This window comes from Mycobacterium tilburgii, assembly GCF_902168065.1.
GTDB lineage: Bacteria > Actinomycetota > Actinomycetes > Mycobacteriales > Mycobacteriaceae > Mycobacterium > Mycobacterium tilburgii.
Genome location: NZ_LR655751.1, coordinates 1 through 14,260, shown reverse-complemented (window position 1 = coordinate 14,260; position 14,260 = coordinate 1). Strand labels below are relative to the sequence as shown.

Annotated in this window: 10 protein-coding genes, 1 tRNA gene and 10 pseudogenes; 8 read left to right on the top strand and 13 right to left on the bottom strand. The window is 66.9% G+C overall.

What is annotated here, in order from left to right:
• The 6 genes from FQ389_RS16670 to FQ389_RS16645 form a co-directional block, all read right to left on the bottom strand.
• Nucleotides 1-854 (bottom strand): serine/threonine-protein kinase (locus FQ389_RS16670; RefSeq protein WP_144209626.1); only part of this gene is annotated, 854 nt, incomplete at its 3' end.
• Entirely contained in the window at nt 851-2,329 is a 1,479-nt protein-coding gene (gene pbpA, locus FQ389_RS16665) for a D,D-transpeptidase PbpA (RefSeq protein ID WP_144209623.1), read from the bottom strand. The genes pbpA and FQ389_RS16670, both read right to left, overlap by 4 nt.
• Nucleotides 2,326-3,735: an FtsW/RodA/SpoVE family cell cycle protein gene (locus FQ389_RS16660; RefSeq protein WP_144209620.1), complete on the bottom strand. Its 1,410-nt coding sequence runs from the start codon at nt 3,733-3,735 to the stop codon at nt 2,326-2,328. The genes pbpA and FQ389_RS16660 overlap by 4 nt, the downstream gene beginning before the upstream one ends.
• Nucleotides 3,732-5,240 (bottom strand): PP2C family protein-serine/threonine phosphatase, encoded by a 1,509-nt coding sequence (locus FQ389_RS16655; protein ID WP_144209617.1) that lies wholly within the window; start codon nt 5,238-5,240, stop codon nt 3,732-3,734. The genes FQ389_RS16660 and FQ389_RS16655 overlap by 4 nt, the downstream gene beginning before the upstream one ends.
• Nucleotides 5,237-5,704 (bottom strand): FHA domain-containing protein FhaB/FipA, encoded by a 468-nt coding sequence (locus FQ389_RS16650; protein ID WP_144209613.1) that lies wholly within the window; start codon nt 5,702-5,704, stop codon nt 5,237-5,239. Before FQ389_RS16650 ends, FQ389_RS16655 begins: the two co-directional genes overlap by 4 nt.
• Nucleotides 5,705-5,812: 108 nt before the next feature.
• Nucleotides 5,813-7,276 (bottom strand): DUF3662 and FHA domain-containing protein, encoded by a 1,464-nt coding sequence (locus FQ389_RS16645; RefSeq protein WP_144209610.1) that lies wholly within the window; start codon nt 7,274-7,276, stop codon nt 5,813-5,815.
• A gap of 253 nt (nt 7,277-7,529) precedes the next feature.
• On the opposite strand from FQ389_RS16645, the gene FQ389_RS16640 reads away from it, so the two are divergent.
• Nucleotides 7,530-7,615 (top strand) — tRNA-Leu (locus FQ389_RS16640).
• A gap of 239 nt (nt 7,616-7,854) precedes the next feature.
• A pseudogene (locus FQ389_RS16635) lies at nt 7,855-8,683 on the top strand (SCO6745 family protein).
• Nucleotides 8,684-8,700: 17 nt separating this feature from the next.
• On the opposite strand, the pseudogene FQ389_RS16630 reads toward FQ389_RS16635, so the two are convergent.
• Nucleotides 8,701-8,823 (bottom strand): annotated as a pseudogene (locus tag FQ389_RS16630) (SHOCT domain-containing protein); the annotation flags it as partial.
• Nucleotides 8,824-9,082: 259 nt separating this feature from the next.
• Here FQ389_RS16630 and FQ389_RS16625 point away from each other — a divergent pair.
• The 5 pseudogenes from FQ389_RS16625 (at nt 9,083) to FQ389_RS16605 (ending at nt 11,499) form a co-directional block, all read left to right on the top strand.
• Nucleotides 9,083-9,677, top strand: a pseudogene (locus tag FQ389_RS16625) (helix-turn-helix domain-containing protein).
• Nucleotides 9,678-9,938: 261 nt separating this feature from the next.
• A pseudogene (locus FQ389_RS18310) lies at nt 9,939-10,154 on the top strand (C40 family peptidase); the annotation flags it as partial.
• Between the two features lie 28 nt (nt 10,155-10,182).
• Nucleotides 10,183-10,589: pseudogene (locus FQ389_RS16615) on the top strand (DUF4226 domain-containing protein).
• 109 nt (nt 10,590-10,698) lie between these two features.
• A pseudogene (locus FQ389_RS16610) lies at nt 10,699-11,207 on the top strand (DUF4226 domain-containing protein); the annotation flags it as partial.
• A gap of 9 nt (nt 11,208-11,216) precedes the next feature.
• Nucleotides 11,217-11,499: pseudogene (locus FQ389_RS16605) on the top strand (DUF2694 family protein).
• Here FQ389_RS16605 and FQ389_RS18305 read toward each other — a convergent pair.
• Both FQ389_RS18305 and FQ389_RS16595 read right to left on the bottom strand, forming a co-directional pair.
• Nucleotides 11,496-11,639, bottom strand: a complete 144-nt coding sequence (locus FQ389_RS18305) for a hypothetical protein (protein ID WP_186296486.1) — start codon at nt 11,637-11,639, stop codon at nt 11,496-11,498. The pseudogene FQ389_RS16605 and the gene FQ389_RS18305 sit on opposite strands and share 4 nt — an antisense overlap.
• A 326-nt stretch (nt 11,640-11,965) precedes the next feature.
• Nucleotides 11,966-12,172, bottom strand: a pseudogene (locus tag FQ389_RS16595) (MFS transporter); the annotation flags it as partial.
• Nucleotides 12,173-12,354: 182 nt separating this feature from the next.
• Here FQ389_RS16595 and FQ389_RS16590 point away from each other — a divergent pair.
• Nucleotides 12,355-12,960, top strand: coding sequence for a YqgE/AlgH family protein (locus tag FQ389_RS16590; protein WP_144209604.1), 606 nt, complete (start codon nt 12,355-12,357; stop codon nt 12,958-12,960).
• Here the strand turns inward: FQ389_RS16590 and FQ389_RS16585 are convergent.
• From FQ389_RS16585 to FQ389_RS16575, 4 genes and pseudogenes are all read right to left on the bottom strand, one after another.
• A pseudogene (locus FQ389_RS16585) lies at nt 12,947-13,153 on the bottom strand (bile acid:sodium symporter); the annotation flags it as partial. The gene FQ389_RS16590 and the pseudogene FQ389_RS16585 overlap by 14 nt on opposite strands.
• Nucleotides 13,154-13,168: 15 nt before the next feature.
• Complete coding sequence (locus FQ389_RS18300) at nt 13,169-13,333, bottom strand: hypothetical protein (protein WP_186296485.1); 165 nt, start codon at nt 13,331-13,333, stop codon at nt 13,169-13,171.
• Between the two features lie 40 nt (nt 13,334-13,373).
• Nucleotides 13,374-13,726 (bottom strand): annotated as a pseudogene (locus FQ389_RS16580) (hypothetical protein).
• Nucleotides 13,727-13,794: 68 nt separating this feature from the next.
• The coding region (locus FQ389_RS16575; protein WP_186296484.1) for an LpqN/LpqT family lipoprotein at nt 13,795-14,260 on the bottom strand (466 nt) is incomplete at its 5' end.

Below are 14,260 nucleotides of genomic sequence, written 5' to 3'. Positions count from 1 at the left end.
TGACTGGGCCGGGGCGGTCGACGGCCGGCCCGCACCGCGGCCACCGCGTCGGCGAACGGCCCCCCGCTGCGGTAACGCATACCGGGATTTTTGACCAGAGTGATCTCGATCAGTTCCCGCAAGTTGGGCGGCAGCTCGGGCGGCAGCGGCGGCGGCGGTTCCTTGATGTGCTTCATCGCGACGGTCAGCGCACCGTCACCGGTGAACGGCCGCTTACCCGAAACCACTTCGTAGCCAACAACTCCCAGCGAATAGACATCGCTGGCGGGGGTGGCGTCGTGGCCCAGCGCCTGTTCGGGCGCGATGTACTGGGCGGTGCCCATCACCATGCCGGTCTGGGTCACCGGCGCGGCGTCGACGGCCTTGGCGATGCCGAAGTCGGTGATCTTGACCTGCCCCGTCGGGGTGATCAGGATGTTGCCCGGTTTGACGTCGCGGTGCACCAGCCCGGCGGCGTGCGCGATCTGCAGGGCGCGGCCGGTCTGCTCCAGCATATCCAGGGTGTGCCGCAGCGACAGCCGGCCGGTGCGCTTGAGCACCGAGTTCAGCGGCTCCCCGTTGACCAACTCCATCACCAGGTAGGCGGTGCGCCCCTCGCTGTCCATTTGGCTTTCGCCGTAGTCGTGGACCGCGGCGATACCGGGGTGATTGAGCATCGCGGTGGTGCGGGCCTCCGCGCGGAAGCGCTCGATGAACTCGGGGTCTTGGGAGAATTCGCCCTTGAGCACCTTGACGGCCACCCGCCGGCCCAGTCGGCTGTCCACGGCCTCCCAGACCTGGCCCATGCCGCCGGTGGCGATCAGGCGTTGCAGCCGGTACCTGCCCGACAGCGTCACTCCAACTTGTGGGCTCATGGGCCCCCCTGCAGTGCAGCCTGGATGACGGCCCGGCCGATCGGGGCGGCCAGCGAGCCGCCGGTCGCGGACAGGCGGTCGGCACCGTTCTCCACCAGCACGGCCACCGCAACCTTCGGCGCTTGCGCGGGCGCAAACGCGATGTACCACGCGTGCGGCGGAGTGTTGCGGGGGTCGGTGCCATGCTCTGCGGTACCGGTCTTGGATGCAATCTGCACACCGGGAATGGCCCCTTTCTGCCGTGTGGCCTTCTCGGCCCCGACCATGAGCTCTGTCAGCTTAGCGGCGATCTGCGGCGATACCGCGCGACGCTGCTGGTATGGCGCCGTCGTGCTGATGTTGGCCAAGTCCGGTCCTTTGAGACCCTCGACCAGGTACGGCTGCATCGTTACGCCGTTGTTCGCGATGGTGGCAGCGATCTGGGCGTTCTGCAGCGGGGTCAGCGCCACGTCCTTCTGCCCGATGCTGGACATCCCGAGGGCGGCGGCATCGGCGATGATCCCGATCGTCGACTCCGCGACCTGCAGCGGAATCACGCTCGGCGTGCTGTCCAGGCCGAACGAGCGCGCCATGCTACGCAGGGCCTCGGCGCCGGTGAGGATGCCCAGCTGCACGAACGCGGTGTTGCACGACTTGGCGAAGGCCTGGCTGAACGTCACTGTCGGCTGGTCGCCGCACGGGGTGCCGCCGTAGTTCTCCAGCGTGGCGGTGCTGTTGGGCAGTGGGATCATCGGCGCCGCCGTCAGCTGCTCGTTCTCGGTGGCCCCGCTCTGCAGCGCGGCCGCGGTGGTGATCACTTTGAATGTGGAACCGGGCGGGTAGGTCTCCGATATCGCCCGATTGACCAGCGGGTCGTCCGGATCGTCGCGCAACCGCTGCCACGCCTGCGCCTGCACCTCGGGGTCGTGGGACGCCAGCAGGTTGGGGTCATAGGACGGCGACGACACCATGGCAAGGATTTTGCCGGTGGCCGGTTCCAGGGCGACGACGGCTCCCTTGCACGGCGGGCCGCCGCAACCCTGCTGCATTGCGTCCCAGCCGGCCTGCTGCACGCGGGGGTTGATGGTGGTGTCCACGTTGCCGCCGCGGGGATCGCGGCCGGTGAAGAAGTCGGCCAGCCGACGGCCGAACAGCCGCACGTCGGAACCGCTGAGCAGCGAGTCCTCCGCCCGTTCCAGTCCGGAGTTGGAGTACCGCAACGAATAGAACCCGGTGACCGGGGCGTACACCGCGGGGTTCGGGTACACCCGCAGGAAGCGGAAGTGGCTGTCGGTGGCAACGGAATAGGCCAGCAGCTGGCCGCCCGCGATGATCTGTCCGCGCTGCCGCGAGTACTCGTCGAGCAGCACCCGCTGATTGCGGGGATCGGCGCGAAGGCCATCGGCGGCGAAGACCTGTGTCATCGTGGCGTTGAGGAGCAGCAGCACGATCAACGCCATCACGATCACCGAGATTCGTCGCAGTGAGGCGTTCATACTCGCTCGATCACCTCGGTGCCGGCGGCCGCGATCGGCACGGTGTCACGGCGCGTGCTGCGCAGCGGGCGGCGCGCGCTGTGCGAGATGCGCGCCAGGATGCCCAGCAGCACATAGTTGGCCAGCAGCGAAGAGCCGCCGTAGGACATCCACGGGGTGGTGAGTCCGGTCAGCGGAATCAGTTGGGTGACACCGCCGACGACGATGAACAGCTGAATGGCCAGCGCCGATGCGAGCCCGGCGGCCAGCAGCTTGCCGAAGCTGTCGCGGATCGCGATCGCGGTGCGCAGGCCGCGGACGATGACGATGGTGTAGAGCATCAAGATGCTGGACAGCCCGACCAGGCCGAGCTCCTCGCCGAACGCCGCGATGATGAAATCAGTGGCCGCCGCCGGCACCGTGTCGGGCTGGCCGTTGCCCAGCCCGGTACCGAAGATGCCGCCGGTGGCGAAGCTGAAGAGCGACTGCACGCTCTGGTAGCCGTTGCCGTCGGGGTCGGAAAACGGGTCCAACCACATCTGCACCCGAACCCGAACGTGCGCGAAAAGGAAATACGCGACAACGCTTCCCACCGTGAACAGTACCAGGCCGATGATGACCCAGCTGAAGCGTTGGGTGGCGAGGTACACCACGACCAGAAACGACGCGTAGAGCAATAGCGATGTCCCCAAATCTTTTTCGAAGACTACGACACCGATCGAGATCACCCAGGACGCCAACAGAGGGGCGAGGTCACGTGGGCGCGGCAGGGTCATGCCCATCAGGTGCTTGCCCGCACTGATGAACAGACCGCGCTTGGCGACTAGCACCGCCGAAAAGAAGATCAGCAGCAGGATCTTGGAGAACTCGGCGGGCTGAATGGAGAAGCCCGGCAATCGGATCCAGATTTTGGCACCGTTTTGCTCGGCCAGCGACGCCGGCAGGATGGCGGGGATCGCGAGCAAGATCAGGCCGGTCAGCCCGAAGATGTAACCGTAGCGGGCAAGCTGCCGGTGGTCTTCGAGGAAGGTGACCACGAGCGCAAATGCGGCGACACCGACCAGCGTCCACAACAGTTGTTGGGTCGCGCTGGAGTGATGACGGCCGGATAGCTCGCTGCCGACGAGGTCGAGACGGTGGATCATGACCAAGCCAAGTCCATTGAGCAGCGCGACAATTGGCAGCAGTAGCGGGTCGGTGTAGGGCGCGAAGCGCCGGACGGCCAGGTGCGCGCCGCCAAACACGGCCAGAAAGATCAACCCGTAGTCGAGCAGGTCCAACCGTAAACCGCGCCCCTGGTTGGCCTCGACGACCAGCAGCGCGGCGACGGTGATCAGTGCGGCGAAACACAACAACAACAGCTCGGAGTTGCGCCGAGTGGGTAGCGGTGGGGTCACCGCGACCGGCGGTTGGACCTGTGCGGTCATGCAGCCGTCCGGCAGTCGATGCCCGGCTGAGGTGGGATTGGCGGGAGCGTAGTCACCGTGGTCGTGGAAGCCGACGAGGGGGCGGGCGCCGCGGGAGAAGTGCTTACGGGAGCGGTGCTTTGGTCCATGCTGCTGGGAGTGGTGCCGCTGGACGGAGTAGGGGGCGCTGTAGCGCTCGGCGGTGTTGTCCCGCTGGTCGCCGGGGTGGGCGGCGCCGGCGGCGAGGTGGCCCGCGGCGGCGGGCAGGGGGGCAGCAGGTTGTTGGCGGCGAGCTCCTTTAGCTGCGTCTCGGCCTGGTCCAGAGTTCCGGCGGGAAGCCCGGCGAGCACCTGCGCGCGGGCGGCGGGCCGCAGGTCCTGCAGTTGCAGAAGCCGGCAGTCGTGATCACCGCCGGACTGGCTGTAGCTGATGATCGATAGATCGTTGCGTGCGTTCAGGCAGCCTGCCAAATGCGGTTCGTGCAGGGACATCCCGAACAGCGAGCCCTGAATACCTCGCATGATCGACGCCATGCCGTTGTATTCGGCGACGTAGTAGTTGCTCCGGATGATCGCCCGTCCGATTGCCAGTCCCGCGAGCGCCAGCAGCGCCACCAACGTGAAGACGATGGACACTCGCCGCCACGACCACCGCGAACGGGCAGCAGGCTCTTCTTGTGCCGCAACGGGGTTGATGGCGGGCTTACGGGCTCCGATAGCCGATGCCCGGCCCGCAGAGGTGTTGGGCAGCGTCAGTTGGTCTTCCTCGCCGGAGACCGCGCCGGCCAGAATCGGCTGGGTCTGACCGTAGTCGTAGTCCACGACATCGGCGACGACGACGGTCACGTTGTCGGGTCCGCCGCCACGCAGCGCCAATTCGATTAGCCGGTAAGCACTTTCGGCGACGTCGGGGATCTGGAGGGCTTCGTAGATGGTCTCGTCGCTGACTGGATCGGACAGCCCGTCGGAGCAGAGGAGGTAGCGATCACCGGCACGGGCTTCGCGCATCGTCAGCGTGAGTTCGACCTCGTGGCCGGTCAGTGCCCGCATGATCAGCGACCGCTGCGGATGGCTGTGCGCTTCTTCCCGTGTGATTCGTCCCTCGTCGACCAGGGTCTGAACAAATGTGTCGTCCTTGGTGATTTGGACCAGCTCGCCGTCGCGGAGCAGATAGCCGCGTGAATCGCCGATGTGCACCAATCCAAGACGGTTGCCCGCGAACAGGATTGCGGTCAGGGTGGTGCCCATCCCCTCGAGCTCGGGCTCCATCTCCACTTGCGCCGCGATCGCCGCATTGCCGGCGCGCACCGCCGCGTCGAGCTTGGCGAGCAGGTCGCCACCGGGTTCGTCGTCGTCGAGATGGGCCAGCGCGGCGATGACCAGCTGCGAGGCCACCTCGCCCGCGGCGTGGCCGCCCATGCCATCGGCCAGCGCCAGAAGTCTAGCGCCAGCATAGACCGAGTCTTCGTTGTTGGTGCGTACCAGCCCGCGATCGCTGCGGGCGGCATAACGCAGGACCAGGGTCACGGGCGCAACTCGATTGCCGTCTTGCCGATCCTGATCGGCGTACCGATGGGAACTCGTGCCGCAGTCGTCACCTTCGCCCTGTCAAGGTAAGTGCCGTTGGTCGATCCTAAATCCTCGACATACCATTCCGAGCCGCGCTGAGACAGCCGGGCGTGCCGCGTCGACGCGTAGTCGTCGGTCAGCACCAGCGTCGAGTCGTCGGCCCGTCCGATCAATACCGGCTGCCCGCTGAGCGTGATGCGGGCACCGGCCAACACTCCCTCGGTCACCACCAAATAGCGGGCGGCGTGGAGGCGTTGGCGCGATGGCAGCAAGCTGCCGCGCAACGCCAGCCCACGGCGAACCATGACTGCACCCGTTGGTGCGTAGATATCAGTCTTCAAGATGCGAAGAACGGACCAGATGAACACCCACAACAGCATCAAAAATCCGGCCCGCGTCAGCTGCAGTACTAGTCCCTGCATCTGGCGTCCTTTCCGTCCTGGCGCCGCACCTCGTGAAACCAAGCAACGTCACGATACTTGGAGGGCGGTCGACGCGGGGCGAAGCACGGCAGCGTGACCTCGGTACGTTCAGTGGATCCGAACGATGATCTCCGAGTGGCCTAACCGGATCACGTCGCCATCGGCCAATTGCCATTCCTGAACCGGCGCGTTGTTGACGGTGGTTCCGTTGGTGGAGTTGAGGTCGGACAGCAACGCGACCTGCCCATCCCAGCGGATCTCCAGGTGGCGGCGCGAAACGCCGGTGTCAGGCAGCCGGAACTGGGCGTCCTGGCCGCGACCGATGATGTTGGAGCCTTCCCGCAGCTGGTAGGTCCGGCCGCTGCCGTCATCAAGCTGCAGCGTGACTGCCGCGCCGGACGCTCCGTAACCGCCCTGACCGTAGCCGCCGTAGCCACCGGCCTGCTGTCCGTAATCCGCGGGCTGGCCGTAGTCGGCCTGCTGGCCGCCGTATTCGTACTCGCGGTGGGCAGCCTCGGGGTAGCCGCCCCCGCCCTGCGGGCCGTAACCGCCGGCCGGAACGTTCTCCGCGTATTGGGTGTAGTTGCCGCGGGCGTACTCCTGCTGACCGTAGCTCGTGCCACCTTGCTGGTAGCCCTGGTCGTACCCACCCTGCTCCGGGTAGGACGGCCGCTGTTCGGGTACGGGCGGGGCCGCGTAGCCGGTCTCTTCGGGACGGGCCGGCCCGCGACCGTAGTCGCCGCCGTAGCCGCCCCCATAGCCGCTGTAGCCCTGTTGTCCGGCGCCGGGTCGCCCGCCGGGGGGCGGAGCGTAGCCGGCACCGAGGCGGTAAGCCTGGTCGTAGCCTGGTCCGCCGTAGCCACCGGCTGGCGGATGCTGCTCATACGTCGGCTCATACGGCGGCGGATAACCGCCCTGTGCCCCTTGGTCGGGGTAACCGCGGCCCTGCTCAGGGTAGCCGCTCTGCTCCGGCGGGTACCCGCCGCGCTGGTCGGGTGCACCCTGCTGATCTTGGCTGCCGCGCTGGTCGTCTTGCGGGCGCGCGTAGTACTCGTCGCCGGGACGCCCTTGCCCCTGACCGCCGCGGTAGCTCGAGTTGTCAGTCATCGGTGGTACTCCTGGTCCTGCGCTAGACGCATGATTTGATTGTGGCCGGACGGAATCGCTGGCCGTCGGGCAGGGCTCAACGTCGGGGTTGACAGCACCGCGGGTGCGGAACTGGCCGGTATGCAGGTTCGGCAACTGCTCGAACCGGACGACAACATCACCATACGTTTCCCACCCCTGTTCATGGAGATAGTCGGCCAGGTATTTAGCGAAAGCGCCCGACGTGAGACCCGGGTCGGCGGCCACCCGCTCGAAGTCGTGCACACCGAGGGTAATGACGTACTCGTTGGGCGCCAAAAGGCGATTTCCATGCAGTGGCCGCACACCGTCTTCGGCTTCCCGGCGCAGCAGGGCCTCAATCTCCTGGGGGACGATCGATCCGCCGAACATCCGAGCGAATGCATCGCCGACCGTTGACTCGAGCTTGCGTTCGATCCGCGCGGCAAGCCCTTTTTGGCTACCCACGCCTCAGCGCCCGCCCCGCACTTGTCGCGGTGGATCGCCGATGCGAGGCAAACGACCCACCCGCGTGTCGCATCACTCATGTATGGTATCGGGACACCGCCATGCCGCGTCACCGTCAGAATTCTGAGAATCACATCGGTGCAGTTCAGCATCGGTAGCGCAGCCGGCCGGCCGCGGCGGACGAGACCGGGCGGCCCGCGGGAGCGGTTAGGGCGAACGCCTACTACAGTGATATGGTCCTTCGGTTTTTGCCGGGCGAGTGGCGGAATGGCAGACGCGCTGGCTTCAGGTGCCAGTGTCCTTCGGGACGTGGGGGTTCAAGTCCCCCTTCGCCCACCACGAGCGGTTCAGGACCGCACGTGCACAGGCCTCGAACCCTGCCACGGTTCGCGACCTTCGTGTTTTGTGGACTCGCGTTCGCACCCGACGGCGGCGGCGCGCGCTGATGATCAACGATGGGTGTCGGCCGACGTCCTCACGGCTGGACGGGGATTGGCCGTGTCCGGCGGCAGTGCTTAACTGCAAGCGTGGTTAGACAATCGGAACTGGGGTGACGCTTCTTCTACCGATTCGAGCCGGTGCACGGCGTGACGTACTTCGCGCCGAGGCCCGTGCGACGCTCGACGCGCTGGGCTATCGCGGTTACTGGATGGGGTACTTCGTCGCCCGGTCCGCGCAGCGCCCGAGGTGGTCACCGCGTGCTCTTCTACAACTTCGCCCCGCAGCGCGTCGCCAGGCGCTGCTGGCGGCGTGGTAGATCGCCGGCCCGGAAGCCGCGCTGCGTGCGCGTCAGGACTCCGCCGTCGCCGCGCTGCGCGCTACGGTGTCAAAGAAGATGAAAATGTCTGCACCGCAGTAGAATTAGCCGCGAAGGCCGCGCGCCCGGCCCCAGTCGACGGACGTCCGCTGATCGCCAGCAAATCGGGCGCTGCCGTGGCCGGACGAGCCGCTGGCGACGCTCTGTCACGCCACCACGTTGTTGCGTGAGCACCGCGGCGACGGGCACGTGGCGGTACTGACCGCCGCCAGCATCTCGGGCCGGGAAAGCAACGTGCTGCATGTCGCGGCGAACCGCGTCCCACGCGAATTCATCTCCCGCACAAGGGCATTACGACGCGATGAATGGCGCGCAAATGAGCAGCGGTTGAGTGCGCGCGGCCTGCTCGGCGATGACGGGTCGTTGACCGAGGCGGGCCGGACCCTAAAGGAGCAGGTCGAATCGAGCACCGACGCACTCGCCGTGTCGGCGCTCGACGCGCTCAGCGACGATGAGGTGGAGGCGCTGTTTCAGGCGTTTACGCCGATCACCCGGGCGGTGGTCGCGGGAGGCGATGTCGCGGCTGTCACCCGATGTCGTTGCGCCGCGAAGAATTACACGACGGCAGTGCACATTTGGCCTCCGGATAACCCTGCGTGACGCCATCCTACGGATCGCGCGGCAGCAGGCGCTGCTTCTGTTCGACGAATTCTTCTTGAGTGAGAATTCCGGCGTCGCGCAGCGAGGCCAATTCCCGCAGCTCGGCGGCGATGCTGGTGATCGGCCCACTGAGCCGAGCCTGCGGGCACCCCGGTCGCCTCCGGCGAGGGGGCGTCCTTGGGCTTACGCCCGAGCGCCCCGATGTGCTCCTTTTGGCTTGTGCCACCGCAGCGGCACGATTTCGGCGAATGCGGCCTCGTAGGCGGCGACCGCCAGCTGCCCACCATCGGTCTCCTTGTCTGGAATGAAACGTAGGAGAAAGCGTATATACATACATTAGGAATAGGATTCCAGCGTGTGTAATATCCGCGCTATGGGCGGAGCCCGCGGTGAGCCGTGAGTCGGCAGGCACGGCTATCCGTGCATTGCGCGAGTCCCGCGATTGGTCCCTAGCTGATCCGCCGCCGCGACCGGCGTCAGCATTATGGGCCTGAGCTATCTCGAGCGCGGCGCCCGTAAATCCCACAAAAGCACTGTTCAAAAGGTCGAGAATGGTCTCGGCTTGTCGCCGGGCACATATTCGTGGCTGCTGGTGGCCGCGGATCCGGACGCCGAGCCGGCCCGCTTGATGGCTGCGCTGCCGCCAGCGCCTGGCGGGTGGCCGTCAACGCGGGCGCGGACTCCACGGACCGGCTCATGCAGCATCTACGCGCCCTCGAGGAAACGCGCGGCGCTCTGCTGGAACGGGTGCCCAACAGCGTCAGCGCACGCTTCGACCGAGCCTGCGCGCAGTCGTCGCTGCCGGAGACGATCATCGCCGCGCTGCTCGGGGTCAGCAGCGAGGACATGTGGGACATCCGCAACCCCGGCGTGATCCCGGCGGGCGTGCTGCCCCGCGTGCGCGCCTTCACGGAGGCCCTAGAAACGAGCCGAGAGACAACCGGCGAGCCGAGCCAACGCACCGGGGACGAGGGGGACGAATGACCGAAACCGATATCGAGGCATTGCGGCGCGCTTATGAATTGTTCGCCAGCCGCACCGGCTCGGTGCCGTTCGATGCCGCCCTCATGCCCAGCTGCGCCGCTGCACCGAATCCCGTTGTGGAACAACCCGGTTACCGGGTACAGGCAACGCGCAGCCATGATGTACTGCGCGCGGCGGCACACACGGATGCGGCGGCCTCGGGCGTCATCGCAGGCGCCCACCGTGATTGGGCGCATGCCCACGCTCTGACCAAGCACGTAGGCCGGCATCCATCTGGATCGCACCACCTATCAGCAGATCAACGACGGGATACCGGTGCCCCGTTCGCAAGTCGGGCCCGGCGATCTGGTCTTTCCGCACGCGGGGCACGTGCAAATGGCCATCGGCAACAATCTTGTCGTCGAGGCGCCCTACCCGGGCGTGTCGGTGCGAATCAGCCAGCTGGTCAGCAACGTCGCGATACGCCGGTCGATATGAGTAGTCGGGACGAAGTGAGGTTGAGCGCATGGCCGAACAAGCCGGTCTTTCACTAGCGGCGATCCGGTCGCAGCAGTCGGCCATAGCCGCCCCGGCACGACGCGATCGCCGAGGCCGACCGGGCGCTTCCGGAGGTGCTCGCCGCCGCGCACACCGCGATGCGGAAAAGCATCAGGCGTCTCGATGCGATCGCCGACGAAATCGAGCGTGCCGTCCCGGCGCACGCTAGCCTGGCTATGGACACCCCGCTGGGCGCGCGGGAGTTTCAGAAGTTCCTGGTGGCCAAGCAACGCGAGATCGCCGCGGTCATGGCCGGATGCGCACGAACGGGATTGGGCGAAAGCCGCTGTGCTGGAACGCGTGCGGGAGCGTACGGCGCTCCGACGGGGTAACCGGCCACGCCGCCGGTGTTCATACACAGCCGCACCGCGGTGAATTATCGACAGCACCTGCCCTCATTACTGTCACCCGGCATGGAGGGGTCGCGACACCGGCGCCGGCGGCGCGCAGCGCCGCCGGCCTAGCTGATGTCACCTACGACGAGCTGCTGGCCGCCGTGCGAGCCGTGCGCGACCGCACCGGCGATCCCAACGCGTGGCAAGTCGGGCTGATACCGGCCGAGCTGGCGGCGACGGTCACGCCGACCACCTGTCCGGAACAGCTCGGGGTGGATCCTGGGCAAACTCCGTCAGCAACATCCCGACGTGTTCGGTCCCCGCTCCATGCCCGCCGGCGGGCCGGCGCCGGATCGTTCCGAGGGTGCCGCGGCGGAGGCCATCGCTAACACCGAAGCCGCTCTGGCGCACCAGAATTCGGCCAGCGCACAACTGGACCTGCAGTCATCTCGGCCATCATTAATGCGCATTTGAAGACCGTCGACGGTGTGCCGAAGCGCTTAGCGCGCTGCAACGCGAGACCGAGGCCGCGGTGCGAACCCGCCCGGACCTGGATACCCCGGCGGGGGCGCGCGACTTCCAGCGCTTCCTCATCGGAAAGCCGCGAGACATTCGGGCGGTGGTCATGAACGCCAGCCTGGATGACACGTCGAAGTCGTTCGACACCGTGCACCCGAGCGGGCACATCCTGGTCTGCTCCTGTCGCGGCGGGTACATGCACAGCGTCCCCGCTGAGTGAAAAGGCGATGGATACCGACGCCGCGACCTTCGCCCGGGGCATCCTGCTGACCGCGGATGTGTCGTGGCTCAAAGCGCTGCTGGAAGTCCGCCAAGAGGCCGTGGCGGCCAGTCGTACTCCGTCGGCGGAGGTCCCGACGCCCTGCGATCTTGACGCGGCAATTGAGAAGCTGCTGGCGCACAAGCTGCGCCGCCGCGACAGTACGGACTAGATGAGCCAGGGCTTGGCGGCGTCGGGATCGGGCGCGATGTCGCTCGGCGGCTCGATCGGATTAGCGACGAACAACTCTCGTGCCCGGCCGAGCAGGGCGAGCACTTCATCGAGTTGTTGCTGTAGCGCGGAGTCGGCCATGAGCTCACGCTACCGAATCCCCTGTTCGCCGCACAATTCACCTTCGGCACAGCACTGCTGCGTGGTCGTTAGTCTGACCGGGTGGCGATCTTCGGGTCGAATGACGGCGCGCGCCAGCGCCTCCGGAGAGCTACCCGGGAATCATTGTCGATGCCGGCCTTCGGCTCTCCTCCCGACTGCACCCCGTGGGTGATCGGCGGCCCCTGGCCTGCCGAGCTGTCGACGCTGACTACGAAACCGCTCGTTCGCAGAGTATCTCGAGAAGGATCTGCAGCGAATCGTCAGCAGCGCCAACAACCAGCTGGGGATGGTCAAGCGCGCGGGACTTCCCAACGGTCCATCAGGCGCCGGCGAACGGTCCGAGCAGAATACGCAAAAACAGCACCGCGAACGCGAAAGCGATCGACAAGGGGTCGGCCGCCCGGTCCGGATTGAACAGCAGCGCGCCGGCCACCGTCGCTTGGAAGAGCCCGTCCCCGAACTGACTCGCCATGCGCACCGCGATCACCCGCCAAATCCGGCAGAGCGCGCACGGACTGCTACAGTTCGGCGGAGGCGCGCGCTGGAGTCCGGGTTTGGAACACAGGACCGACTTCCACGAAGAGGCTGGGGCAAGGATCGTCGCACTCGACGTCGCTGCATTAAACACTAGAAAATCTTTAAGGGCCACGATTGTTTGTGCCGAACGATGCTACGGGAGTGCGATGATGGACACATGGCACAGCCGGAGGATCCCGAAGACTTCATCGCACCCGCTGCCCAGCGGCTGCGAGCGGGTACACTGCTGCTTGCCAACACTGACTTGCTCGAACCGACATTCCGGCGCAGCGTCATCTACATCGTCGAACACAACGACGGCGGCACGCTGGGCGTCGTGCTCAACCGGTCCAGCGAAACCGCGGTTTACAACGTCTTGCCGCAGTGGGCCACGCTGGCCGCCAAGCCGAAGACGATGTTCATCGGTGGTCCGGTGAAGCGCGACGCAGCATTGTGCTTGGCGTCGTTGCGGATTGGCGCCGACCCCCAGGGCGTGCCGGGGTTGCGGCACGTGGCCGGCCGGATCGTGGTGGTTGATCTGGACACCGACCCCGAAGTGGTCGCACCCCTCGTCGAGGGGGTGCGGATTTATGCCGGGTACTCGGGCTGGACCATCGGCCAACTCGAGGGTGAGGTCGAGCGCGACGACTGGATTGTGTTGTCGGCGTTGCCCTCTGACGTGCTGGTCGGCGGCAAAGAGGATCTGTGGGGGCAAGTCCTGCGCCGCCAGCCGCTGCCGTTGTCGCTGCTGGCCACGCACCCGATCGACGTCAGCCGGAACTAGACCCCCCCGCCTTCCCGAGCATCCTCGGCTGCGGCATCTCGTCGGTCTTGCGGCCCATCCTGCTGGCGATCACCGCGCACACCACCAGCTGGACGTGGTGATAGATCATCAGCGGCAACATGATCGGACCGACGGTCGCGGCGGGGAAGAACACCAGCGCAATCGGTAGCCTGGAGACCAGGCTCTTCTTCGATCCGCAGAACCAGGCTCAAAACAGCACGACCTGGTACAGGTCGACGGTCAGCACGGACGGGACCAACGCCCGCGCAGCGAGCCTCAGCAGCGGTAACAGCACAAACGTGGCGGCCAGCAGCACGGTGATCGCCAGACCGATCAGCAGCGGGGAGAGCAACGGTGACAGGCGAGCGCGCATCAGTCGGGTTACCGCACGTCGGCGGGTCGGCGGGCCGTGGCTAGCGGCAGGACTGTGTGCAGAGGTCGCACGCGCCGGCGGAGCTCTGCGGCGGGTTCGCCTCCCGCCGCAGAGCAAACCGCGCGCTCTGCCACGATCCGGCGGCCAGAGTCCCGAGGGCGCCGGTGACGCAGACGACCAGCACCACCAGCGCGGTGTGCATCGAGACGGCCAGCACCACCACACCGCCGGCGGCCAGCATTACCGCGACGGCCAATTGCGTCGGCGCCATCGCCCGCAGCGCCAATTGCGTAGTGTCCGCGCCCGTTTCAGCGGAGTATGGGACAGCGACCATGTCCCGAACCCCGCCGAGGCCACCGCCTCACACACGCACACCACCCCAGCGATCAACATGGCCTCACAATACGATCCCGGCCTTCGGTTCCGCGCGCCGGGCTCCATAGCGCCTGGGGCGCTTGGGATCAGAGGCCGAGATTACTGAAGTTCGGCAGCGGCGGCAGGCCCGGCACCAGGGACAGCAGGTTAGGCAACGGCTGTGGGGCCTGGTTGGGTGCCGCGTTGGGTACCGCCGCCGGTGCGGGAAGCCGCGCGGGTGCCGCGACGGGAGCGGCGGGCACCTGTGCCGGAGCCACCGGGGCGGGTGCGGCGTTCGCGGGTGTTTGCGCGAGCGGGGTCACGGCGGGTGTCTGCGCAACCGGAGCCGTGGCGGGTGGCTGCGCGGCCGGCGACGCCGACGGGGCCAGGGCGCTGGTGCCCGGGGCGCTCACCCGGAACCCGTTGATGATGGCGTCGGTGGCCGGCGCATCCCCGATCGCCACCGCGCGGTCGGTCGTCACCGACAGCGACACCAGGTAGTGCTCATTACCGGACGATCCCGGCCTTCGGTTCCGCGCGCCGGGCTCCATAGCGCCTGGGGCGCTTGGGATC